Origin of the sequence: Pseudomonas sp. PS01301, assembly GCF_029960215.1 — a bacterium.
Taxonomy (GTDB): Bacteria; Pseudomonadota; Gammaproteobacteria; order Pseudomonadales; family Pseudomonadaceae; genus Aquipseudomonas; species Aquipseudomonas coleopterorum.
On record NZ_JASCPM010000005.1, the window covers coordinates 160,459 to 183,175 of the forward strand.

Genomic DNA, 22,717 nt, shown 5'->3' on the forward strand with positions numbered 1-22,717 from the left:
ACGTTTGCCTGCAATGGGCAGTGTTAACCTGCCTCCTGAAACAATTGGTACCGTAATTCTGAATAGCAAAGGAGGCTATCACCGTGCATGCCATCAGTTTCATCCAGGACCTGGCAGTGATCATGCTGGTGGCCGGCGTGGTGACCATCCTGTTTCACCGATTGCGGCAACCGGTGGTGCTCGGCTACATCGTCGCGGGTTTCATCATTGGCCCGCACACCCCGCCTTTCGGCTTGATCCATGACGAAGACACCATCAAGACCCTTGCCGAACTGGGGGTGATCTTCCTGATGTTCAGCCTCGGGCTCGAATTCAGCCTGCGCAAGTTGTTCAAGGTCGGCGCCACGGCCTTCATCGCCGCGTTCCTGGAAATCGTGCTGATGATCTGGATTGGCTACGAGATTGGCCGCTGGTTCGATTGGGGCACCATGGATTCGCTGTTCCTAGGTGCGATCCTTGCCATCTCCTCGACCACCATCATCGTCAAGGCACTCAACGACCTGAAGATGAAGAACGAGCGGTTTGCGCAACTGATCTTTGGTGTGCTGATCGTCGAGGACATTCTGGGTATCGGCATCATTGCCCTGCTGTCAGGTATCGCCGTCAGCGGTGCGGTCAGTTCCGGTGAGGTGTTCTCCACGGTCGGCAAGCTCTCGCTGTTCATGGTGATCGCGTTGGTCGTGGGGATCCTGGTGGTGCCACGTCTGTTGGCCTACGTGGCCACCTTCGAGAGCAACGAGATGCTGCTGGTGACCGTGCTGGGCCTGTGCTTCGGCTTCTGCCTGCTGGTGGTCAAGCTTGAATACAGCATGGTACTGGGCGCCTTCCTGATCGGGGCGATCATGGCCGAATCTCGGCAACTGCTGAAAATCGAGCGGCTGATCGAACCCATCCGCGACATGTTCAGCGCGATCTTCTTCGTCGCCATCGGCCTGATGCTCGACCCTGCCATCCTGCTCGCCTACGCCTGGCCGATCGCGGTCATCACCGTGGCGGTGGTGCTGGGCAAGATCGTCTCCTGCGGGATGGGGGCATTCATCGCCGGCAACGATGGCAAGACGTCCCTTCGAGTGGGGATGGGGCTGTCCCAGATCGGCGAGTTCTCGTTCATCATCGCAGCGCTGGGCATGACCCTGCAGGTCACCAGCGACTTCCTCTATCCCGTTGCCGTAGCGGTATCGGTGCTGACGACCTTGTCCACGCCGTACCTGATCCGGGCGGCAGACCCGCTTTCCCATCGTCTGGGCGCTTTGGTGCCGCAGCGGATGGCGCGGGTGCTGGGAATGTACGGGGAATGGCTGCGCAGCATTCAGCCGCGCGGGCAGAGCGCGATGCTGGCGTCGATGATCCGCAAGATTCTCCTGCAGGTAGGGGTCAACCTGGCGCTGGTGATCGGTATCTTCTTTGCCGGGGCCTATTTCGCCGAGCGGATCGGTGGATACCTGACCACATGGGTGGCCGAGCCCGGTGGGCAGAAAGCTTTGATCTGGGGCGCAGCTTTGCTGCTGTCGTTGCCGTTCCTGATCGCCGCCTATCGCAAGCTCAAGGCGCTGTCGATGCTCCTGGCGGAAATGGGCGTGAAACCGGAAATGGCGGGCAGGCACACCCAGCGGGTTCGACGCATCATTGCCGAAGTCATTCCGCTATTGTCGCTGCTGATGATTTTCGTGCTGCTGGCCGCGCTGTCGGCGAGCATCCTGCCGACCCTGGAATTGCTGCTGCTGATTGCCGTGGTGGCAGCCGCAGTGGTGGCCGTGTTGTGGCGCTGGTTCATTCGCGTGCATACGCGGATGCAGGTGGCTTTGCTGGAGACCCTGGACAACAACGTCGAGCATTGAAGTTGGGTAGGCAGGTTTGGCCTCTTCGCGGGTAGAACCCGCTCCCACAGGGTTGGCGGCGCGCCATCGAGCGGTGAAAAGGTCACACCTGCCTGTACCGATCAGCTTTCCAGCCAGACATCCCGCGCCCAGTGCCAGACCGATTCCCAGCTTTCCTCGGTCACCAACTCTTCTTCGCCCGACCACAACACGACGGTGCCGTCTTCTTCGACACAGTAGTAATCGTCGCCGTCCTGACAAATCGGGATCAGCTCGCGCGGGACGCCGAGGTCCCATGCCGTCGCCGCAACGTCCGGCAGGTAGGTGTGCGATTGCGGATCGGTCACGGTAACCGGCTCCAGGCTGCCGTACACCACGTCGCTGACGGTGAGCAGATATTCCTTGAAGACGAACGGAATGTTGATGAACAACTGCTCTTCGATCTCGACCAGCAGGTCTTCGTCTGGCAGTTCCAGGGGAACCGGTACCGGTTCGTTGGCTTCTCGGAGCTGCTCGATCACTTCTTCCACGATGTTTTCCTCTGACCAGAATACGCGCTGCGGTTTATACCTTAGCTGGAAATGGATGCAACGTTCAAAATGCAAAAGCCCCGACCAGGGCCGGGGCTTTGCAAAGCGTGACGCGTATCAGTTCTGGCGGATACCGGCCACCAGCCAAGGCTGGTTTTCGCCCTGGGCGCGTTCCATGTTCCAGCTTTCGCTGAAGGGTTCGCCCTTGTCGAAGCGCGAAGTCTTCGATACACCAACGAATGTCAGGGTAGCGATAGTCTTCTCGGCACGATCATCCACGCCTTCCAGCTGTACATGCAGATCGTCGATGTAGGTGGACTGGAAGCCATCACCCAGCTCGGCGCGTTCCTGCTTCAGCGATTGCAGCATCTGCGGGGTCACGAACTCGGCGATCTTGTCCATCTCGTTCGCGTCCCAGTGCTGCTGCAGCGACTGGAAGTGGTTGCGTGCGGCGTTCAGGAAGTTCTCTTCGTTGAACCAGGCCGGCGCGTTGATCACCGGACGGGCTGCGGAAGCACCGCTTGCACCACCGAAGATCGACCGCTGGGCAGGGGCCTGGTTGATGGTTTCACGCTGGTAAGGTGCACCGGCGCCAGCCATTTGCGGGCCTTGCTGCTTGCGACGGCGAGCGGCGATGAAGCGGAAGATCAGGAAGGCGATGACTGCCATGATCAGGAAGTCGAAGATCTGCATGCCCTGGAAGCCGTCGCCCATGAACATGGAGGCCAACAGGCCACCGGCGGCGAGGCCGGCCAGAGGGCCCAACCAGCGCGAAGCACCGCTGGCGGCAGGGGCAGCACGGCCCGGTACGGCGGCTGTGGCACCTGGGGTTGCAGGCGCGGCCTGGCGCGTCTGGTGAGTCGGGGCTGCGCCCATGCTCTTGCCGCCGCCGAAGCGTTTGGCACTGGCATCCAGGCTCATGGTCAGGCCAATGCAAAGGGCCAGAGCCATGCTGAGAAATCGTTGCATAGGTTCATTCCGTTAGGTGGATTGCACGCGAGTCATGTTGCACAGGTGTGCTGTACATAGCTAGTGACAACATGTTTCGAGCTTTTGCGTAATTGCGAAAAGCGGCGTAGGAAATTTCACTGCCTGTGGAAGATGCAGTGTCGGCCTTTTCGCGGCCGCCGAGCACCGCGAAAAGGCCGAGAAGCCAACCGTTACACCGCCTCCAGTTTCGCGTACCCCAACATCAGCCACTTGCTGCCTTCGGCGAAGTTGACCTGCACCCGCGCCTGGGCGCCGGAGCCTTCGAAGTTGAGGATCACGCCCTCGCCGAAAACCGAATGCTGCACCCGCTGGCCCAGATTGAACTGGGTTTCCGGGATGGCGGCAGCCCCGAACAGGCTGCTCGAGTTCTGTGCCTGACCCCCGCCGAAAGGACGGCTCACGCTGTTGGACAGGCGCACTTCCTGAATCAGCCCGGCGGGCACTTCGCGCACGAAGCGCGAGACCTTGTTGTACGTCTCGCTACCGTACAGACGGCGTGTTTCGGCGTAGGTCATCACCAGGTGCTGCATGGCCCGGGTGATGCCGACATAGGCCAGGCGGCGTTCTTCTTCGAGGCGACCAGGCTCTTCAAGGCTCATCTTGTGCGGGAACAGGCCCTCTTCCATGCCCACCAGGAACACGTAGGGAAACTCCAGGCCCTTGGCACTGTGCAGGGTCATCAACTGAACGCTGTCTTCGTGCTCCTCGGCCTGGGTGTCGCCGGCTTCGAGGGACGCATGGCCAAGAAATGCGGCCAGGGGCGTGAGGTCGGCGTCTTCTTCGCTGTTTTCGAAGTTGCGTGCGGCGCTGACCAGTTCCTCGAGGTTTTCCACCCGTGCTTGGCCTTTTTCACCCTTTTCTTCCTGATGATAGACGATCAGGCCGGACTGCTCGATGACGGTCTGGGTCATCAGGTGCAGCGGCATTTGCATGACCTTGGCGGCCAGGTTCTCGATCAGCTCCATGAACGCGCCCAGGGCGTTGGCGGCGCGACCGGTCAGGCCTTTGTTGGCCACCAGTTGCCGCCCGGCTTCCCACATCGACAGCTCGGCGTGACGCGCATGCTGGCGGATGGCTTCGACGGTCTTCTCGCCCAGGCCTCGGGGCGGGACGTTGATCACGCGCTCCAGGGCTGCATCGTTGCCGCGCCCTTCGAGCAGGCGCAGGTAGGCCATGGCATTCTTGATTTCGGCGCGTTCGAAGAAGCGCTGGCCGCCATAGATGCGGTAGGGGATGCGCTCGCGCAGCAGCGCCTCTTCCAGCACCCGCGACTGGGCGTTGGAGCGGTACAGAATGGCGACGTCGCTGCGCGCCATCCCGGTCTTGAGTGCGCTCTCGATGGTTTCGACCACATAGCGCGCCTCGTCGTGTTCATTGAACGCGGCATACAGGCTCAGCGGCTCGCCATCGTCGCCGTCGGTCCACAGTTCCTTGCCCAGTCGCCCGCTGTTGTTGGCGATCAGCGCGTTGGCGGCCTTGAGGATACCGGCCGTGGAACGGTAGTTCTGCTCCAGGCGAATCAGCTGGGAGTCCGGGAAGTCGGCGGAATACTGGTGGATGTTCTCGATTTTGGCACCGCGCCAGCCGTAGATCGACTGGTCATCGTCACCCACCACCATCAAGCTGTCGCCACCTTGTGCCAGCAGCCGCAGCCAGGCGTACTGCACGGCGTTGGTGTCCTGGAACTCGTCGACCAGCACATGGCGGAAACGCCGCTGGTAGTGCGCCAGCAGGCTGGGGTTGTCGCGCCACAGGTCGAGGGCGCGCAGCAGCAATTCGGAGAAGTCGATCACGCCGGCCCGCGCGCAGGCCGCCTCGTACGCTTCGTAGACCGAGCGCATGGTCGCCAGGAACAGATCGCCGCCAGGCTGGATGTGCTGCGGGCGCAGACCCTCGTCCTTCTGCCCATTGATGAACCACTGCGCCTGACGCGCCGGCCACTTCTGTTCGTCCAGGCCCAGCTCGCGCATGACCCGCTTGACCAGGCGTTGCTGGTCGTCGCTGTCGAGAATCTGGAAATTCTGGTTCAGGTTGGCTTCCTGCCAGTGCGCGCGCAGCAAGCGGTGGGCCAGGCCGTGGAAGGTGCCTACCCACATGCCGGCCGGGTTGATACCCATCAGCTGCTCGATGCGCTGGCGCATCTCGGCAGCGGCCTTGTTGGTGAACGTCACCGACAGGATGGAGTGGGGCGAGGCGTTTTCGACCTGGATCAACCAGGCGATACGGTGCACCAGCACTCGGGTTTTACCGGAACCAGCACCGGCCAGGACCAACTGACGGCCGACGGAGGCGGCTACGGCCTGGCGTTGGGCATCGTTGAGGGAATTCAGCAGAAGGGAGAGGTCATCGCGCATTCCGGCATTTTAGGGTGCGCGATGGAGTTGGGGCAAACAAGAGTTGTCGGTTGCGAGACAAATCCTGCGAGTGTCGGACATAAGGTGCAGATTCGACGTGTGAGCTGAGCAATGTCCGGCCGTTTTTGCCTGCGCGGGGGGTGCTGAGACGTTTAACTGGGCGATCACCAAGGCCTGTAGTATAACTACAGGCCAGCTACATCCTGGCCCCTCGACTCCTTTAGCGGAAGCTGTCCCTTGAACCTGCTGCAACACATCGACCAGTCTCGCCACCTGCTGCGCAAATCCGAACTCAAGGTTGCCGAGCATGTGCTGCTGGACCCTGCGGCGGTGATGCACAGCTCCATGGCCGATCTGGCGCACAGCGTGGGTATCAGTGAGCCGACCATCGTGCGCTTCTGCCGCGCGATCGGCTGCACCGGCTTCCAGGACCTCAAGCTCAAGCTGGCGCAGAGTCTGGCGGCGGGGGCGAGCTTCGGCCAGTTCGCCATTCACGAAGACGACTCGGTGGCCGACTACAGCCTGAAGATCTTCGACACCACCCTGCATACCTTGATGGAAGTGCGCGAGAAGCTCGACCCCGAGGCCTTGCAGCGGGCGATCAGCGCCATGGTCACGGCGCAGCGGGTCGAGTTCTATGGTTTCGGCGCCTCTGGCGCGGTGGCGGCCGATGCCCAGCACAAGTTCTTCCGCCTGCTGCTCACCGCAGCGGCCTATTCGGACCCGCACATGCAGGCCATGTCGGCGGTGACCCTCAAGCCGACCGACGTGGCCGTGTGCATCTCGCAATCAGGGCGCTCCAAGGACCTGCTGATCACCGCCAACCTGGTGCGCGAAAGTGGCGCCACGTTGATCTCCCTGTGTCCGGGGCAGACGCCGCTGGCGGAACTGGCGACGGTCAACCTGGCGGTGGATGTGCACGAAGACACCGAAATCTATACGCCGCTGGCCTCGCGTATCGCCCACCTGGTGGTGATCGACGTGCTGGCCATGGGCGTGGCGATGGCCCGCGGTCCGGACCTGGTCAATCACTTGAAGAGCGTCAAGCGCAGTCTGCGCAGCCTGCGCCTGTCGCCCAAGTCGTTGAAGGCCCACGAGGCCCACGAGGACTGAGCGAGGCGTGATCGGTTTAACCCGATGTTCACCGCCCCGTCGCCAAACCTTCATACACCCACGCCACCCTGTACTCCCGAACTCGAACTGGGAGACAGGCAATGGCTCGTTACGTCGATGGCTCGCAAGCGCAAGGCAACAGTGCCGCCCGCACCAAACGTCAGCAGGAAGATCAGCGCCGCATGGAGTTTCGCCGTGCGATCGAGAGCTACGCCGAGCAGCGTCGCCTGCTTCAGGAAATTGGCGACGACGCCCAGCTCAGTGTCTGGCAGACGGTGTCGGCGGATGCCCGGCAAAGCGCTCGACCAGCGTCGTGATCTGCGCCCGCTCGGCACGAATGAACGCGGCGAAGGCCAGCGCCACCGGCGACTGACGCCGCGCCTTGGCCTGCACCACGCACCAACTGCGCTGCAACGGCAGTTCCGTCACAGGCAACTCGCGCAGCGTGCCTGTGGATAACTCCCGGGCCACGGCGTGGCGCGTCAGCAGCGCCAGCCCCAGGCCTGCGATCACGCATTCGCGCTGGGCTTCGGCAGACGCCACTTCCAGGGTCTGCGTGAAGTGCACGCGTTTCTCCTTGAAGTATTCCTCGCAGGCCCGGCGCGTGCCCGAACCTTGTTCGCGTACCAGCAACGTATAGGCTTGCAGGTCCTGCAGGCTCAGCTGTTCGAACTGGCACAGCGGATGCTCGGGCGGGGCGACGGCGACGATCGGATTGTTGAGGAAGGGCATGAAGTCCAGGCCCATGTCCTGCGGCACCATCGACATGATGGTCACGTCGTCGCGGTTGTCGCTCAGGCGGCGGATCACCTGGGCGCGGTTGACCACCGTGAGCTGCAGGTTGACCTCCGGATGCAGGGTGCGGAACGCGGCGAACAGATGGGGCGTGAAGTACTTGGCACTGGATTCGACCGCCAGCTTGAGCTGCCCCTGCAGGGAGCCCTGCATGTCGGAGAGCTGCATGTCGAGGTTTTCCAGGCGGCCGAAGATGTCTCGGCTGGCCGCCTGCAGCGCCTGGGCTGCTTCGGTCAGGTAGAGCTTCTTGCCCACGTAATCGAACAGTGGCTGGCCGACCAGCTCTTCCAGCTGGCGAATCTGCAGGCTCACCGCTGGCTGGGTGAGTGACATTTCCTCGGCCGCACGGCTGTACGAGCGCAGATCGCAGACCTCATTGAATACTTGAAGCTGACGCAATGTCAGTCGCATCAGTGACTTACGCATATCCCGATCCAATGCTCAAACGATGATTAGCCTACTATAAGCTTTAGCTAATATGTAACCTAACAAAGATTGATTTTTATTAATCCTCGTGCCGCGCTAGCTTGCAGAGGCGACCAGGAAACAACTGGTTACCCAAAGGGTCGGCCACGCACCGACCCGAATGGATTCATCGGTCGAGGAAATTCCAAGTGATAAAAAAGATCCTGATCGCCAACCGAGGTGAGATTGCCGTACGCATCGTACGAGCCTGCGCCGAAATGGGCATTCGTTCGGTCGCGATCTATTCCGAAGCCGATCGTCACGCGCTGCACGTCAAGCGCGCAGACGAAGCCCACAGCATCGGCGCCGAGCCCCTGGCCGGCTATTTGAACCCCCGCAAGCTGGTGAACCTGGCGGTGGAAACCGGCTGCGATGCCTTGCATCCAGGCTATGGCTTTCTCTCCGAGAATGCCGAGTTGGCCGATATCTGCGCCGAGCGCGGGGTGAAGTTCATCGGGCCGTCGGCCGAGGTCATCCGCCGCATGGGCGACAAGACCGAAGCCCGGCGCAGCATGATCAAGGCGGGCGTACCCGTCACGCCCGGCACCGAGGGCAACGTCGCCGACATCCACGAGGCGTTGGCCGAGGGTGAGCGCATTGGCTACCCGGTCATGCTCAAGGCTACCTCGGGCGGCGGTGGGCGAGGCATTCGCCGTTGCAACAGCCGCGAGGAACTGGAGCAGGCCTTTCCACGGGTGATTTCCGAAGCGACCAAGGCCTTTGGCTCGGCCGAGGTGTTCCTGGAAAAGTGCATCGTCAACCCCAAGCACATCGAGGCGCAGATCCTGGGTGACCGCTTCGGCAATGTGGTGCACCTGTTCGAACGCGACTGTTCGATCCAGCGACGCAACCAGAAGCTCATCGAGATCGCCCCCAGCCCGCAGCTGACCCCCGAGCAGCGCGCCTACATCGGCGACCTGTCGGTGCGCGCAGCCAAGGCGGTCGGCTACGAGAACGCCGGTACCGTGGAGTTCCTGCTCGCCGAGGGCGAGGTGTATTTCATGGAGATGAATACCCGGGTGCAGGTGGAGCACACCATCACCGAGGAAATCACCGGTATCGACATCGTCCGCGAGCAGATCCGCATTGCTTCGGGTCTTGCCCTGTCGGTGAAGCAGGAAGACATCGTGCACCGCGGCTTTGCCCTGCAGTTCCGCATCAATGCCGAGGATCCGAAGAACAACTTCCTGCCCAGCTTCGGCAAGATCACCCGCTACTACGCCCCCGGCGGGCCCGGCGTGCGCACGGATACGGCGATCTACACCGGCTACACCATTCCGCCGTTCTACGATTCCATGTGCCTCAAACTGGTGGTCTGGGCCCTGACCTGGGAGGAAGCCATGGACCGCGGTCTGCGGGCGCTCGATGACATGCGCCTGCAAGGCATCAAAACCACGGCGGCCTACTACCAGGAAATTCTGCGCAACCCCGAGTTTCGCAGCGGCCAGTTCAATACCAGCTTCGTCGACAGCCATCCGGAGCTGACCCAGTACTCGATCAAGCGCAAACCCGAAGAGCTGGCCCTGGCCATCGCTGCCGCCATCGCCGCCCACGCCGGCCTGTGAGGAACACAACAATGTCCAATACTCCTGTTTCCAAGCGCATATTCGTGACCGACACCATCCTGCGCGACGCCCATCAGTCGTTGCTGGCGACCCGCATGCGCACCGAAGACATGCTGCCCATCTGTGACAAGCTCGACCGGGTCGGCTACTGGTCGCTGGAAGTGTGGGGCGGCGCCACCTTCGATGCCTGTGTGCGCTTCCTCAAGGAAGACCCGTGGGAACGCCTGCGCAAACTGCGCCAGGCGCTGCCCAACACCCGTCTGCAGATGCTCCTGCGTGGGCAGAACCTGCTCGGCTACCGGCACTACAGCGACGATGTGGTCCGCGCCTTCGTGGCCAAGGCGGCCGACAACGGAATCGATGTGTTCCGCATCTTCGATGCAATGAACGACGTGCGTAACCTGCGTGTGGCCATCGAGGCGGTGAAGGCGGCTGGCAAGCACGCCCAGGGCACCATCGCCTACACCACCAGCCCGGTGCACACCGTCGCCGCCTTCGTGGCCCAGGCCAAACAGATGGAAGCCATGGGCTGCGACTCGGTGGCGATCAAGGACATGGCGGGTCTGTTGACGCCCTATGCCACCGGCGAGCTGGTCAGGGCCCTGAAGGCCGAGCAGTCGCTGCCGGTGTTCATCCACAGCCACGACACGGCCGGCCTGGCCGCGATGTGTCAGCTCAAGGCGGTGGAAAATGGCGCCGATCATATCGATACGGCCATCTCCAGCTTTGCCTGGGGCACCAGTCATCCGGGCACCGAGTCCATGGTCGCCGCGCTCAAGGGCAGCGAATTCGACACCGGCCTGAGCCTGGAGCTGCTGCAGGAGATCGGCCTGTATTTCTATGCCGTGCGCAAGAAATACCACCAGTTCGAGAGCGAATTCACGGCGGTCGATACCCGCGTGCAGGTCAACCAGGTGCCCGGCGGCATGATCTCCAACCTGGCCAACCAGCTGAAAGAGCAGGGCGCGCTGAACCGTATGAACGAGGTGCTGGCCGAGATTCCCAAGGTGCGTGAAGACCTGGGCTTTCCGCCCCTGGTCACGCCTACCTCGCAGATCGTCGGTACCCAGGCGTTTTTCAACGTGTTGGCCGGCGAGCGCTACAAGACCATCACCAACGAAGTGAAGCTGTACCTGCAAGGCGGTTATGGCCAGGCGCCGGGCAAGGTCAACGAACAACTGCGGCGCCAGGCGATCGGCAGTGAGGAGGTCATCGACGTACGTCCCGCCGACCTGCTCAAGCCGGAGATGGACAAGCTGCGCAAGGACATCGGCGAGCTGGCCCAGTCGGAGGAGGATGTACTGACGTTTGCGATGTTCCCCGACATCGGGCGCAAGTTCCTCGAAGAGCGTGCCGCCGGCACGCTGGTACCTGAAGTGTTGCTGCCGATCCCCGAGGCAGGTGCCCAGGTTGCGCGCAGCGGTGAAGGGGTCCCTACCGAGTTCGTCATCGATGTGCACGGCGAAAGCTATCGAGTCGACATCACCGGCGTCGGGGTCAAGGCCGAAGGCAAGCGGCATTTCTACCTGTCCATCGACGGCATGCCTGAAGAGGTCGTGTTCGAACCCCTGAACGAGTTCGTCGGCGGCGGTATCGGCAAGCGCAAGCAGGCCAGCGAACCGGGCCATGTCAGCACTGCGATGCCCGGCAACATCGTCGACGTGCTGGTCAAGCAGGGCGATGCGGTCAAGGCCGGGCAGGCGGTGTTGATCACCGAGGCGATGAAGATGGAGACCGAGGTTCAGGCCGGTGTGGCCGGCAAGGTCGTGGCCATCCATGTGGCCAAAGGCGACCGCGTGAACCCCGGCGAGATATTGATCGAGATCGAGGGCTGATCTCCGGCTGCAAGGTTTTCCTCTGGGGGCCGGGTGGCCCCCTTTTTTTCAGTTATCCACAGGCGCTTTACGCACTTGCGCGAAACTGCTCCAACGACTTCACTTGCCCCGACGCCGGCTGGTTGTCCGCTGCCAGCCACCCCTCGAACGCGCCCTCGATCGCCGGCCATTCGCTGTCGGTGATGGAGAAGTACGCCGTGTCACGGTTGCGACCCTTGACCATCATGTGCTGACGGAACACACCCTCTAGCGTGAAACCGACCCGTTCGGCTGCACGGCGCGAGCGTTTGTTGGCGTTGTCGCATTTCCATTCGACCCGGCGATAACCCTGGCTGAAGGCCAGCTTGAGCGCCAGGTAGATGGCTTCGGTGCCCTTGGGTGTGCGCTGCATGGAGGCGGCGAAGGCGACATGGCCGACTTCCAGGCGCCCGTGCGCCGGTACGATCGACATCAGGCTGAGGATGCCCTCGGCCTTGCCGGTGTGCTGGTCGACCACACAGAAGCCGAGCGGGTCATTGCTGATCGCATAGCCATCGAGCCAGATGTAGAACAGTTCCAGGTCGTTGAACGGGCCGTAGGGCAGGTAGTCCCACAGCTGCGCGTCGGACTGCGGCCCTTGCAGGGCTTCCCAGAGGTCTTCGCCATGGCGCTTGGGGTCGAGTTTCTCCAGGCGGATGTAGCGGCCATTCATAGTGGTCGCCACGGGTGCCTTGACAGGCTTCCAGTCGATTGCGGAGGTAGGCATGGCAGCTCCTAGAGTGTCTTGCGAAATTGAATGAAGCCGGGTTGTTCGGCGACACGCTGGTACAAGCCGATGGCAGTGCCGTTGGTTTCATGAGTCAACCAATGCACCTTGACGCATCCGGCGGCCTTGGCGGTGGCGTAGACGTATTCGATCAACTGGCGACCCACGCCTGCGCCGCGTGCCGCATCGTCCACCAGCAGGTCCTGTAGATAGCAGGAATTTTCAATGGTCCAGCACGAGCGGTGATAGATGTAGTGGACCATACCGACCGCCACGCCGTCGCGCCAGGCGAGCGCGGCATTGATGGGTTCGGCCTCATCGAGCATGCGCTGCCAGGTGACCTGGGTCACGGCTTCGGGAATGTCGGTCTTGTAGAAACGCTGATAGGCCTGCCAGAGGCTCAGCCAGGTGGAATAGTCGGCAGCAGTGACAGGACGAATTGCAAGGTCGGACATGCTCGGGCTCCGGTGGTGGATGACTGTCATCTTGGCAGTTCGTCTCGATGAACGCATCCATCGGCCCGTTCGGAAATTGTCCACACAGGTATCCACAGGGTTATACCCCTGTTTATGCACAGACTTATCCACAGATGAATCCAGTCATCTGGTTTTACATACAGTAAAATGGCTTGCGGTACGATCATTGGCTAGTTTCTGACCGGCACCCATGAAGAACGTTGCAGTGAAGTTGTTCACAAAAGGGTAAGTGCGGCAGCGGTCGGTTTCGGCCAGCGCTTGCCAGCACGGCGGTGTATTAACTTTTATACTGGCCGATTGTTTTTCCTATCTGGACGCTTCCATGAGCTCGACTGTTTCTGTTGCCCCGCGACGCGCCCTGGGCGCGCCGTTGGTGGCGGTATCGCTGCTGGTGCTCGGCGCGGTGTTTCTCGCGGCCGTGGTGGGTACTCGGCAAGTGCTGTTGTGGGTGGTTGGGGCCGCCCTGGGCCTGACGCTCTATCACGCGGCGTTCGGGTTCACCTCGGCCTGGCGGGTGTTCATCCGTGATCGCCGCGGGGCAGGGTTGCGGGCGCAAATGGTCATGCTTGCAGTGGCCGTGCTGCTGTTCTTCCCGGCATTGGGCGCGGGTAGCCTGTTCGGCCAGACGGTGGTGGGGCTGGTGGCGCCTGCCGGACTATCGGTGGTCTTCGGCGCCTTCATTTTCGGTATCGGCATGCAGCTGGGTGGCGGGTGCGCGTCGGGCACGCTGTTCACTGTCGGTGGTGGCAACGCGCGCATGCTGGTGACGCTGCTGTTCTTCATCTGCGGCTCGCTGATCGCCACGCATCATGTGGACTGGTGGTTCGCCTTGCCCTCGCTGCCGGCGATTTCGATCGTCAAGAGTCTCGGCGTGATCCCGGCGCTGGTGTTGAGCTTGGCTTTGTTCGCGGTGATCGCGCTGGTCACGGTACGCCTGGAGCGGCGTCGACATGGGGATCTGGAAACGCCCGAGACCAGCGCACAGCCCGGTTCGAACAGGTTCATCCGCGGACCGTGGCCGCTGGTGTGGGGTGCGGTAGCGCTGGCGTTGCTGAACTTCGCGACACTGGCGTTGGCCGGGCGTCCATGGGGCATCACCTCGGCGTTCGCCTTGTGGGGCGCAAAAGTGGCCAGCGGGCTGGGGGTCGACGTGGGCAGCTGGGCGTTCTGGCAGGCCGCGGCCAATGCCAAGGCGCTGGCCGCGCCGGTGTGGGAGGACATCACCAGTGTCATGGACATCGGAATCGTGTTGGGTGCGTTGCTGGCGGCAGGTCTGGCAGGTCATTTCGCACCGAGCCTGAAGATCCCGCGCAGGTCACTGGTGGCTGCCGTGATCGGCGGGTTGCTGCTGGGCTATGGATCGCGTCTGGCGTATGGCTGCAACATCGGCGCGTACTTCAGCGGTATCGCATCCGGTAGCCTGCACGGCTGGCTATGGCTGGTCGCCGCGTTCATCGGCAACAGCGCTGGCGTTCGCTTGCGGCCATGGTTCTTCCCCGGCGAAGCGCGGGTGGAAAGGCTGACTGGCTGCTGAGTGACAGCAGCACCGCAGCACGTCCTTCGCAGCCAATGACCGCTCCTACGGGATCGTGCAAGCTTCGTAGGAGCGGTCCGTGGCCGCGAAGGGCGCGCCGCAGTTTGTCTGACGCACCGCAGCGCCTGTTTCGCGGCCGATGACCGCTCCTACGGGATGTGCGCAACCCTTGGAGAAGCGCGAAGGACGCGCTGCGGTTTTTATCAGGCCAGTTCGCCGCACAGGTCGAGTTCTACCAGGCGGCGGACTTCTTCCACCGGCAGGCCTGCACCAAGCAATGCGTGCAGCTTGCCCAGGGCCGTCTCGCGGGTCATGCCGCCGCCGGAGAGCACGCCTGCATCGCGCAGACGGCTACCGGCTTCATACACGTCCAGTTCGACCCCGCCTTCCTGGCACTGGGTCAGCGCCACCACCACGATGCCGCGCTCGTGGGCCGCTCGCAGCGTGTTCAGGAACGACGCATTGTCGGACGGCCCGGTGCCGCTGCCATAGCATTCGAGCAGCAAGGCCTGGACCCCACTGTCCAGAACGGCCTGCAACAGCGGCACGCCCAGGCCGGGATACAGCGGCACCACGCCGATGTTGACTGGCTGGCGTGGCTGGCGGTAATCCAGCGCCTCAGGCAACGACGCAGCCCTGACGGCGCCACCATTGCGGCGCAGAGCGGCAAACGGATTGCGCCCCGAGCTGCGCACCTTCGCGCAGCGCGTCGGCGGCAGCAATGCGCCGTGGAAATGCAGGTGAACACCGGCCTCCAGGCCGCGGGCGAGGTCACCCAGGGCGCCGTTGACGTTCTCCCACGCGTCGCTGTCCGCCACTCCGGCCGGCAGCATGGACCCGGTGAACAGCACCGGTGCCTTGAGCCCCAGCAGCTGGAAACTCATCGCTGCCGCGCTGTACGCCAATGTGTCGGTGCCATGCAGAATCAATACGGCATCGCAACCCTGTTCATCCACCGCTTGCACCACGGCCTGGCGCAGACGCTGCCAGTAGGCCGGCGTCATGTTGGCGCTGTCGATCAGCGGCAGCAGCTCTTCGAAGCTCCATTTCGGCACCACCCGATCAGGCTGGGCGCCAAGCTGTTCACGCATGCGCGCTTCGAAGCCGGAAGCCGGAGCCAGGCCGCTGGCGCTGGCCTGCATGCCGATGGTCCCGCCGGTGTACAGCACCCGTACATGACGGGCAGGGGATGCGATGCTCATGCCGATGGCTCCTTAACGCTGGACGGGCTGGGCGGCCTGGGCCTTCTCGCTGGCGGCCGAAAGGTTCGGCACCGGCCAGGCCTTGGGGTCCAGGTCGAGATCGGCGAACTGCCGGGCATCGAACACCGGTACCTTGATCCCGGCACTTCGCTGCGCATCATAGTCGCGCAACAGGCGCAGACCGATCTTGAACAGCATCGCCAGGGCGATCAGGTTGACGAAGGCCAGCAGGGTCATGGTGATGTCGGCGAAGGCAAACACCGTCTCCAGGTTTTCGATGGCGCCCCAGAAGATCAGCAACAGCACGATCGCGCGGTACACCAGCACGGCCTTGCGGTTGTCGCCGATGAGGAAGCGCAGGCTGTTCTCACCCAGATAGTAGTTGTAGAGGATCGAAGTGAACACGAACAGCGACAAGGCGACACTGATGAACACCCGGCCCCATTCACCCACCACGTTGGCCAGCGAATTCTGGGTCAGGGCAATGCCATCGCCTTCGAAGCCCGGCGTGTAGAAACCCGACAGCAGAATCACCAGCGCGGTACAGGTACAGATCACGAAGGTGTCGAGGAAGACGCTGAACGCCTGCACCACGCCTTGGGCGACCGGGTGCTCGACCTGCGCCACCGCGGCCACGTTGGGCGCACTGCCCAGGCCCGCTTCGTTGGCGAACACGCCGCGTTTCACACCCATGACGATGGCGCTGCCGAGCAGGCCGCCGAACACCGGGTCCAGGCCGAAGGCGCTGCGCACGATGGTGGCGAGCATTTCCGGAACCTGGTCGAACTGCAGGACGATGACATACAGGCTGACGGCGATGTAAGCCAGGGTCTTGACCGGTACCAGTAGGTCGGCGACCGCCGCGATCCGCTTGATCCCGCCGAAGAACACCAGGCCCAGCAGCACGGCCAGGCCGACACCGGTCCAGGTGGTGGACAGGCCGAAGGCATCGTTCAGCGAACTGGTGACGGCGTGCGATTGCAGGCCGTTGAAGGCAAAACCGAAAGTCACCAGCAGCAACACCGCCATGACCATGCCCAGCCAGCGCTTGCCCAAGCCATGCTGGATGTAGAACGAAGGCCCGCCACGGTATTGACCGTCGGGGTCGCAGCGCTTGTAGGCCTGCGCCAGGGTACATTCGAAGAAGCTGCTGGCCATGCCCACCAGGGCAGTGACCCACATCCAGAACACCGCGCCCGGGCCACCCAGGGTCACGGCAATGCCGACACCTGCGATGTTACCGGCGCCGACTCGACCGGCCAGGCTGAGCATCAGCGCCTGGAACGAGCTGAGCTGGTCTGAACTGTTGCGCAGGCTGTCGCGGAACACACTGAACATGTGCAGGAAGTGGCGCAATTGGACGAAGCGCGAGCGCACGGTGAAATAGCCACCGAGGCCGACGATAAGCACGATCAGGACTTTTCCCGAGAGGAAGTCGTTGATGACTTCAAGCATGGGGGTTACCTCGTCAAGTTCAAAAGGGCGGCACTATACCCATAGGTGTAAGCCCGCGCAGCTTTTTGGTGCATAGGACTGGGCATATTCATCTTGTGGGATGTCTGACCCAGGGCGTTACAGCGGCACAAAAAAAGGGCTCCGAAATTGCTCTCGGAGCCCTCAAAAGGTGAGAGGTGTCTAGTCCCTCGACCTGGTGAGCGTACGGCCGGCTCAGGCCTTCAGGGGCACGAGGCGCGGCGCGATCATGTTTTCCGGGCGCAGGATGTCGGCCAGCATGGTGTCATCGAGCAGGCCTTCCTCACGTACCAGTTCCAGCACGCCGCGGCCTGTCTGCAGGGCGACGCGGGCAATGCGGGTGGCGTTTTCGTAACCGATGTAGGGGTTCAGCGCCGTGACCAGGCCGATGGAGTGTTCCACCAGCTCACGGCAGCGCTGTTCGTTGGCGGTGATGCCGAGGATGCAGTGTTCGCGCAGCATGTCCATGGCCCGCTGCAGCAGGCGGATGGAGTCGAAGATCTTGTAGGCGATCAGTGGCTCCATGACGTTGAGCTGCAACTGACCGCCCTCGGCGGCGATGGTCAGGGCCAGGTCGTTGCCCATGATCTCGAAGGCGCACATGTTGACGGCCTCGGGAATCACCGGATTGACCTTGCCCGGCATGATCGAGCTGCCTGGCTGGCGCGCCGGCAGGTTAATTTCGTTGATGCCGGTGCGTGGGCCGCTGGACAGCAGGCGCAGGTCGTTGCAGATCTTCGACAGTTTCACCGCAGTGCGCTTGAGCATCCCGGAGAACAGCACGAAGGCGCCCATGTCGGAGGTCGCCTCGATCAGGTCAGCGGCGGGCACCAGCGGCTGGCCGCTAATGGTGGCCAGGCGCGATACGGCCAGGGCCTGATAGCCCGGGTCGGCGTTGATGCCGGTACCGATGGCGGTGCCGCCCAGGTTCACCTCGGTCAACAGTTCCGGCGCCAGGCTGCGCAGGCGATTGAGGTCTTCGGTCAGCGTGGTGGCGAAGGCCTTGAATTCCTGGCCCAGGGTCATGGGTACGGCGTCCTGCAGCTGGGTACGGCCCATCTTCAGGACGTGGGCGAACTCCACGCCCTTGGCGGCGAACGCCTGGATGAGGCTGTCGAGGCTGGCCAGCAGGGCGTCGTGGCCCAGCAGCAGACCCAGGCGGATGGCGGTCGGGTAGGCGTCGTTGGTCGACTGCGCCATGTTCACGTCGTTGTTGGGGTGCAGGTACTGGTACTCGCCTTTCTGATGGCCCATGGCTTCCAGGGCGATGTTGGCGATCACCTCGTTGGCATTCATGTTGGTGGACGTACCGGCGCCACCCTGGATCATGTCGACCACGAACTGATCGTGGAAATCACCGCGCACCAGACGGGCGCACGCTTCACTGATTGCCGCATGCTTGGCGCTGTTGAGATGACCCAGCTGGTGGTTGGCATCGGCGGCCGCCTGCTTGACCATGGCCAGGGCCACGACGAGCTTGGGGTAGTGCGACAACGGCACGCCGGAGAGGCGGAAGTTGTGCACGGCACGCAGGGTCTGAATGCCGTAGTAGGCTTCAGCCGGGACTTCGAGAACGCCGAGCAGGTCTTTTTCAGTGCGCAGTGATGCAGCGGAGGACATGATAGAGAAGGTCTCTGTAGGGGCCCGGTAACCACCGGAATGCTGGCAATCCTAGGCTTGCAGAGAATTTCCGGCTAATGCTGATGCTTGCTGGGGTATGCAGAATCGGCATAATGACCCATGTGACGTGCAAGGGCGATCCGGCGTGTTCCAGTCATCCCGGTGTTGTCCGCTGACGCGGCTCGCGCCGCTGCCACAAGGGATCGCGTGGGCGCGTCTGGCCGTTGCACGCGGGTGAATTCATGAAACGAGAACCGACATGAACCTGGAAAGCAAATGGCTGGAAGACTTCAGCGCCCTGGCGGCTACCCGCAGCTTTTCGCAGGCGGCCGAGCGCCGCTTCGTTACCCAGCCAGCGTTCAGCCGCCGCATCCGCAGCCTGGAGGCGGCGCTGGGCCTGACCCTGGTGAACCGCTCGCGCACGCCGATCGAGTTGACCGAGGCCGGTCAGCTGTTTCTGGTCACGGCGCGCACGGTGGTCGATCAACTGGGTGAGGTGCTGCGTCATCTGCATCACCTGGAAGGCGGGCAGGGCGAAGTGATGCAGGTGGCCGCAGCGCATTCGCTCGCCTTGGGTTTCTTTCCCGGCTGGATCGCCAAGCTGCGCAACGAAGGTCTGCCCATCGCCACACGCCTGATTGCCACCAACGTCGGTGATGCGGTGCATGCGCTGCGCGAGGGCGGCTGCGATCTGATGCTGGCCTTCTACGATCCCGATTCGGCCATGCAGATGGACCCGGAGATATTTCCGTCGCTGCACCTGGGCACCACCGAGATGCTGCCCATCTGTGCCAGCGACGCCCAGGGCCAACCGTTGTTCGACCTGGAAGGCGAGGGCAGCATCCCGCTGCTGGCCTATACCGCGGGGGCGTTTCTTGGGCGTTCGGTGAATCTGCTGCTGCGCCAGCGCAGCCTGCGCTACACCACGGTGTACGAGACCGCCATGGCCGACAGCCTGAAAAGCATGGCCCTGGAGGGGCTGGGGATCGCCTGGGTGCCACGCCTGAGCGTGCGCGCCGAGCTGGCTCGCGGCGAGCTGGTGGTGTGTGGCGGGCCGCAATGGCATGTACCGCTGGAGATCCGCGCGTATCGCTGCGCGCTGGTACGCAAGGCCAATGTCCGGCTGCTGTGGAAGCGGTTGGAGGGTGCGGCGGCGGGCAGTGCCTGACTCGAGTCGGCGGTGCTGCCATCGCGGCCACTGGCCGCTCCTACGAAAAGCCATCGCGATTCCTGTAGGAGCGGCCAGTGGCCGCGAAGCATTCACCGCCGATTTCACTGACCGGAAAGTCAATAAAACCGTGCTCCGCAGCCATTTGACGACCGGGCAAGATGGCTGCAATAAATCTTCATTCTTACGGTATACTGCGCGGCCTTCGGCCGGTCTGTTCCGGCCATTATTCGTATAACAAGCCACGCCGGTCTTCCTGCGTGGCTTGTTGTTTTTTGACGCGCCCGCGGGCGCCCAAGAGAAGAGGCTCGACGATGAGTGCATTGGTTGGCGTGATCATGGGCTCCAAGTCCGATTGGTCCACCCTTAGCCACACCGCCGATATGCTGGAAAAGCTCGGTATTCCTTTCGAGGTCAAAGTGGTTTCCGCCCACCGCACCCCGGACCTGCTGTTCCAGTATGCCGACGAGGCCGAAGGCCGCGGTATCGAGGTGATCATCGCCGGCGCCGGTGGCGCGGCGCATCTGCCTGGCATGTGCGCGGCCAAGACGCACCTGCCGGTGCTGGGCGTGCCGGTGCAATCGTCCATGCTCTCGGGCGTCGACTCGCTGCTGTCCATCGTGCAGATGCCAGCCGGCATTCCGGTGGCGACACTGGCCATCGGCAAGGCCGGCGCGATCAACGCCGCGCTGCTGTCGGCCAGTATCCTGGGCGCCAAGCACCCGCAGTTCCACGCTGCGCTGAAGACGTTCCGCGCCGAGCAGACAGACAACGTTCTGGACAATCCCGACCCGCGTCAGGCCTGAGGTTCTTTGATATGAAGATCGGTGTAATCGGTGGCGGCCAGCTGGGCCGCATGCTGGCCCTGGCCGGCACCCCCCTGGGGATGAATTTCGCTTTTCTGGACCCGGCGCCCGATGCCTGTGCCGCGCCTCTGGGCGAGCATCTGCGGGCCGACTACGGTGACCAGGATCATCTGCGCCAGTTGGCGGACGAGGTTGACCTGGTCACCTTCGAGTTCGAAAGCGTGCCCGCCGAGACGGTGGCTTTCCTGTCGCAGTTCGTCCCGGTGTACCCCAGTGCCGACGCGCTGCGCATCGCGCGCGATCGCTGGTTCGAGAAGAGCATGTTCAAGGACCTGGGCGTTCCCACGCCGACGTTCGCCGACATCCAGTCCCAGGCCGATCTCGACGCTGCGGTGGCCAGCATCGGCCTGCCTGCCGTCCTCAAGACCCGCACCCTGGGCTATGACGGCAAGGGCCAGAAGGTTCTGCGCAGCGCTGCCGACGTGGCCGGCACCTTCGCCGAACTGGGCAGCGTGCCGTGCCTGCTCGAAGGCTTCGTACCCTTCACCGGCGAAGTGTCGCTGATCGCCGTGCGTGCCCGTGATGGCGAGACCCGCTTCTACCCCCTGGTGCACAACACCCACGAGACCGGCATCCTGCGCCTGTCGGTGGCGAGCACCGCGCACCCGCTGCAGAGTCTGGCCGAAGACTACGCCGGCCGGGTGCTGGAGAAACTCGACTACGTCGGCGTGCTGGCATTCGAATTCTTCGAAGTGGATGGCGGCCTCAAGGCCAACGAAATCGCGCCACGGGTGCACAACTCCGGGCACTGGACCATCGAAGGCGCCGAGTGCAGCCAGTTCGAGAACCACCTGCGCGCCGTGGCCGGTCTGCCCCTGGGCTCGACTGCCAAGGTCGGCGAGAGCGCCATGCTCAACTTCATCGGTGAGGTCCCGGCGGTAGCGCAGGTGGCGGCCATCGACGATTGCCATCTGCACCACTATGGCAAGGCGTTCAAGGTTGGCCGCAAGGTGGGTCATGCCACCGTGCGCAGTGCCGATCGCGCCACGTTGCAGCGCCAGATCGCCGAAGTGCAGGCCCTGATCGAGGGTTGAGGAACCATTGCCGACCCGCAACCCTCTGATGGCTGTACGCCAAGGCCGCTATCGAGCCCTGGCATCAAGCCTGTTCATATCAGAGGGAACATCATGGGAATCATCGGGACTATCTTCATCGGCTTGATCGTTGGTCTGCTGGCTCGTTTTCTGAAGCCTGGCGATGACAGCATGGGTTGGATCATGACCATTCTGCTGGGTATCGCCGGCTCCCTGGCCGCGACCTACGGTGGTCAGGCCCTGGGTATCTACCAGGCTGGCGAAGGTGCCGGTTTCCTCGGCGCCCTGGTCGGTGCGATCATCCTGCTGGTGATCTACGGCATGATCAGCAAGAAGCGCTGATCCACTGCATTCGATGCCTGTGGCGACGCCACGGGTATCACGCCGCGGGTATTGCAGCCCCCCTCGAGTTCGCCTCGATGGGGGCTGCGTCGTATCCGGGCTGTGGGTAGAATGGCCGACCTTCCATTCTGGGCTCTGCCATGCGCCGATTTCTCCTGCTCTGTCTCGTATTCGCTGCAGCCACTGCGCACGCTGAATTGCCGGAAACCGACTGGTTGCAACTGATGCCCAAGGCCGATCAGGAGGCGTTGGAACGGATGCCCGAAATCGACCACGACTCGCCCGAAGCCCAGGGTACGTTCACCGAAAAAGGCGGCATGAAGCAGGCCAAGGGTCTGCCCGCCGTGATGTATTCCACCAAGACGGTGGCGGCCATGAACGGCAAGGACATCCGCATCGGCGGCTACCCCGTTCCGCTGGAAAGCGATGCCAAGGGCAACAGCACGCTGTTCTTCCTGGTGCCGTATCCGGGTGCCTGCATCCACGTGCCGCCACCGCCGCCGAACCAGCTGATCCTGGTGCGCTACCCCAAGGGCTTGAAACTGGCCGATATCTACACGCCGTTGTGGGTGACGGGCAAGGTCAAGGTGGAGAAGGTCAGCAATGACCTGGCCGATGCGGCCTATGCGCTGGATGCGCAGAAGGTGAGGGTGGTGAAGGAGTCGGATTTGTGAGTTTGTGAGGTTGTGAGTTTGCAGGTCTGGCCTCTTCGCGGGCAGAGCCCGCTCCCACAGGTAATCACATTGACCTGTGGGAGCGGGGCGGGCGGCGAGCCCTCTGCCCGCGAAGAGGC

At 62.9% G+C, this 22,717-nt stretch carries 20 protein-coding genes; 11 read left to right on the top strand and 9 right to left on the bottom strand.

Annotated elements, in window-relative coordinates; translation table 11 throughout:
* The first annotated feature begins 83 nt into the window (after positions 1 to 83).
* Complete coding sequence (locus tag QMX89_RS04425; RefSeq protein ID WP_056844823.1) at positions 84 to 1,838, top strand: cation:proton antiporter; 1,755 nt, start codon at positions 84 to 86, stop codon at positions 1,836 to 1,838.
* A gap of 101 nt (positions 1,839 to 1,939) precedes the next feature.
* Here QMX89_RS04425 and QMX89_RS04430 read toward each other — a convergent pair whose 3' ends face one another.
* From QMX89_RS04430 to uvrD, 3 genes are all read right to left on the bottom strand, one after another.
* The gene (locus tag QMX89_RS04430; RefSeq protein ID WP_049860409.1) at positions 1,940 to 2,347 is read right to left on the bottom strand and encodes an SMI1/KNR4 family protein; all 408 of its coding nucleotides are present in this window, start codon (positions 2,345 to 2,347) and stop codon (positions 1,940 to 1,942) included.
* A 117-nt stretch (positions 2,348 to 2,464) separates the two neighbouring features.
* Entirely contained in the window at positions 2,465 to 3,316 is an 852-nt protein-coding gene (locus QMX89_RS04435; protein WP_282347171.1) for a TIM44-like domain-containing protein, read from the bottom strand.
* Positions 3,317 to 3,507: 191 nt separating this feature from the next.
* On the bottom strand, positions 3,508 to 5,691 hold the full coding sequence (gene uvrD, locus QMX89_RS04440; protein ID WP_049860407.1) for a DNA helicase II: 2,184 nt from the start codon (positions 5,689 to 5,691) through the stop codon (positions 3,508 to 3,510).
* Between the two features lie 237 nt (positions 5,692 to 5,928).
* On the opposite strand from uvrD, the gene hexR reads away from it, so the two are divergent.
* Entirely contained in the window at positions 5,929 to 6,804 is an 876-nt protein-coding gene (gene hexR, locus QMX89_RS04445; RefSeq protein WP_049860406.1) for a transcriptional regulator HexR, read from the top strand.
* A 101-nt stretch (positions 6,805 to 6,905) separates the two neighbouring features.
* Positions 6,906 to 7,121: a hypothetical protein gene (locus QMX89_RS04450; RefSeq protein ID WP_282347172.1), complete on the top strand. Its 216-nt coding sequence runs from the start codon at positions 6,906 to 6,908 to the stop codon at positions 7,119 to 7,121.
* Here the strand turns inward: QMX89_RS04450 and QMX89_RS04455 are convergent.
* Positions 7,063 to 8,025 (bottom strand): LysR family transcriptional regulator, encoded by a 963-nt coding sequence (locus tag QMX89_RS04455; protein WP_282347173.1) that lies wholly within the window; start codon positions 8,023 to 8,025, stop codon positions 7,063 to 7,065. The two genes, QMX89_RS04450 and QMX89_RS04455, sit on opposite strands and share 59 nt — an antisense overlap.
* 188 nt (positions 8,026 to 8,213) lie before the next feature.
* On the opposite strand from QMX89_RS04455, the gene QMX89_RS04460 reads away from it, so the two are divergent.
* Positions 8,214 to 9,629, top strand: a complete 1,416-nt coding sequence (locus QMX89_RS04460) for an acetyl-CoA carboxylase biotin carboxylase subunit (RefSeq protein ID WP_043192108.1) — start codon at positions 8,214 to 8,216, stop codon at positions 9,627 to 9,629.
* An 11-nt stretch (positions 9,630 to 9,640) separates the two neighbouring features.
* Positions 9,641 to 11,464, top strand: coding sequence for a sodium-extruding oxaloacetate decarboxylase subunit alpha (oadA, locus tag QMX89_RS04465; RefSeq protein WP_056844818.1), 1,824 nt, complete (start codon positions 9,641 to 9,643; stop codon positions 11,462 to 11,464).
* 67 nt (positions 11,465 to 11,531) lie between these two features.
* Here the strand turns inward: oadA and QMX89_RS04470 are convergent, their stop codons facing one another.
* Together QMX89_RS04470 and QMX89_RS04475 are read right to left on the bottom strand one after the other, a co-directional pair.
* Positions 11,532 to 12,209, bottom strand: a complete 678-nt coding sequence (locus QMX89_RS04470) for a GNAT family protein (RefSeq protein ID WP_282347174.1) — start codon at positions 12,207 to 12,209, stop codon at positions 11,532 to 11,534.
* Positions 12,210 to 12,217: 8 nt separating this feature from the next.
* The gene (locus tag QMX89_RS04475; protein ID WP_122743028.1) at positions 12,218 to 12,664 is read right to left on the bottom strand and encodes a GNAT family N-acetyltransferase; all 447 of its coding nucleotides are present in this window, start codon (positions 12,662 to 12,664) and stop codon (positions 12,218 to 12,220) included.
* A 343-nt stretch (positions 12,665 to 13,007) separates the two neighbouring features.
* Here QMX89_RS04475 and QMX89_RS04480 point away from each other — a divergent pair, with 343 nt between their 5' ends.
* Positions 13,008 to 14,219 carry a YeeE/YedE family protein gene (locus tag QMX89_RS04480; protein ID WP_282347175.1) on the top strand — a complete coding sequence of 404 codons (1,212 nt, stop codon included), beginning with the start codon at positions 13,008 to 13,010 and terminating at the stop codon, positions 14,217 to 14,219.
* 203 nt (positions 14,220 to 14,422) lie between these two features.
* Here QMX89_RS04480 and QMX89_RS04485 read toward each other — a convergent pair whose 3' ends face one another.
* From QMX89_RS04485 to QMX89_RS04495, 3 genes are all read right to left on the bottom strand, one after another.
* On the bottom strand, positions 14,423 to 15,421 hold the full coding sequence (locus QMX89_RS04485; protein WP_282347176.1) for an asparaginase: 999 nt from the start codon (positions 15,419 to 15,421) through the stop codon (positions 14,423 to 14,425).
* A gap of 12 nt (positions 15,422 to 15,433) precedes the next feature.
* Positions 15,434 to 16,876 (bottom strand): alanine/glycine:cation symporter family protein, encoded by a 1,443-nt coding sequence (locus QMX89_RS04490; RefSeq protein WP_282347177.1) that lies wholly within the window; start codon positions 16,874 to 16,876, stop codon positions 15,434 to 15,436.
* A gap of 213 nt (positions 16,877 to 17,089) precedes the next feature.
* Positions 17,090 to 18,514, bottom strand: a complete 1,425-nt coding sequence (locus QMX89_RS04495; protein WP_282347178.1) for an aspartate ammonia-lyase — start codon at positions 18,512 to 18,514, stop codon at positions 17,090 to 17,092.
* A 259-nt stretch (positions 18,515 to 18,773) separates the two neighbouring features.
* Between QMX89_RS04495 and QMX89_RS04500 the strand changes: the two genes are divergently transcribed.
* The 5 genes from QMX89_RS04500 (at position 18,774) to QMX89_RS04520 (ending at position 22,598) form a co-directional block, all read left to right on the top strand.
* Positions 18,774 to 19,682: a LysR substrate-binding domain-containing protein gene (locus tag QMX89_RS04500; RefSeq protein ID WP_056844812.1), complete on the top strand. Its 909-nt coding sequence runs from the start codon at positions 18,774 to 18,776 to the stop codon at positions 19,680 to 19,682.
* Positions 19,683 to 19,996: 314 nt separating this feature from the next.
* Positions 19,997 to 20,488, top strand: a complete 492-nt coding sequence (gene purE / locus QMX89_RS04505) for a 5-(carboxyamino)imidazole ribonucleotide mutase (RefSeq protein ID WP_056844811.1) — start codon at positions 19,997 to 19,999, stop codon at positions 20,486 to 20,488.
* An 11-nt stretch (positions 20,489 to 20,499) separates the two neighbouring features.
* Positions 20,500 to 21,582 carry a 5-(carboxyamino)imidazole ribonucleotide synthase gene (locus QMX89_RS04510; protein ID WP_282347179.1) on the top strand — a complete coding sequence of 361 codons (1,083 nt, stop codon included), beginning with the start codon at positions 20,500 to 20,502 and terminating at the stop codon, positions 21,580 to 21,582.
* 93 nt (positions 21,583 to 21,675) lie between these two features.
* The gene (locus tag QMX89_RS04515; RefSeq protein ID WP_049860394.1) at positions 21,676 to 21,924 is read left to right on the top strand and encodes a GlsB/YeaQ/YmgE family stress response membrane protein; all 249 of its coding nucleotides are present in this window, start codon (positions 21,676 to 21,678) and stop codon (positions 21,922 to 21,924) included.
* Between the two features lie 140 nt (positions 21,925 to 22,064).
* Positions 22,065 to 22,598, top strand: a complete 534-nt coding sequence (locus tag QMX89_RS04520) for a DUF3299 domain-containing protein (RefSeq protein ID WP_049860393.1) — start codon at positions 22,065 to 22,067, stop codon at positions 22,596 to 22,598.
* The last annotated feature ends 119 nt before the right edge of the window (positions 22,599 to 22,717 follow it).

Excerpts from the sequence above, each read along its gene's own strand:
- purE (WP_056844811.1), top strand. The coding sequence starts at position 19,997 with ATGAGTGCATTGGTTGGCGTGATCATGGGCTCCAAGTCCGATTGGTCC.
- QMX89_RS04495 (WP_282347178.1), bottom strand. The coding sequence starts at position 18,514 with ATGTCCTCCGCTGCATCACTGCGCACTGAAAAAGACCTGCTCGGCGTT.
- QMX89_RS04500 (WP_056844812.1), top strand. The coding sequence starts at position 18,774 with ATGAACCTGGAAAGCAAATGGCTGGAAGACTTCAGCGCCCTGGCGGCT.
- QMX89_RS04485 (WP_282347176.1), bottom strand. The coding sequence starts at position 15,421 with ATGAGCATCGCATCCCCTGCCCGTCATGTACGGGTGCTGTACACCGGC.
- QMX89_RS04435 (WP_282347171.1), bottom strand. The coding sequence starts at position 3,316 with ATGCAACGATTTCTCAGCATGGCTCTGGCCCTTTGCATTGGCCTGACC.
- QMX89_RS04520 (WP_049860393.1), top strand. The coding sequence starts at position 22,065 with ATGCGCCGATTTCTCCTGCTCTGTCTCGTATTCGCTGCAGCCACTGCG.
- QMX89_RS04450 (WP_282347172.1), top strand. The coding sequence starts at position 6,906 with ATGGCTCGTTACGTCGATGGCTCGCAAGCGCAAGGCAACAGTGCCGCC.
- QMX89_RS04455 (WP_282347173.1), bottom strand. The coding sequence starts at position 8,025 with ATGCGTAAGTCACTGATGCGACTGACATTGCGTCAGCTTCAAGTATTC.
- QMX89_RS04510 (WP_282347179.1), top strand. The coding sequence starts at position 20,500 with ATGAAGATCGGTGTAATCGGTGGCGGCCAGCTGGGCCGCATGCTGGCC.
- uvrD (WP_049860407.1), bottom strand. The coding sequence starts at position 5,691 with ATGCGCGATGACCTCTCCCTTCTGCTGAATTCCCTCAACGATGCCCAA.
- oadA (WP_056844818.1), top strand. The coding sequence starts at position 9,641 with ATGTCCAATACTCCTGTTTCCAAGCGCATATTCGTGACCGACACCATC.
- QMX89_RS04515 (WP_049860394.1), top strand. The coding sequence starts at position 21,676 with ATGGGAATCATCGGGACTATCTTCATCGGCTTGATCGTTGGTCTGCTG.
- QMX89_RS04490 (WP_282347177.1), bottom strand. The coding sequence starts at position 16,876 with ATGCTTGAAGTCATCAACGACTTCCTCTCGGGAAAAGTCCTGATCGTG.
- QMX89_RS04475 (WP_122743028.1), bottom strand. The coding sequence starts at position 12,664 with ATGTCCGACCTTGCAATTCGTCCTGTCACTGCTGCCGACTATTCCACC.
- QMX89_RS04470 (WP_282347174.1), bottom strand. The coding sequence starts at position 12,209 with ATGCCTACCTCCGCAATCGACTGGAAGCCTGTCAAGGCACCCGTGGCG.
- QMX89_RS04480 (WP_282347175.1), top strand. The coding sequence starts at position 13,008 with ATGAGCTCGACTGTTTCTGTTGCCCCGCGACGCGCCCTGGGCGCGCCG.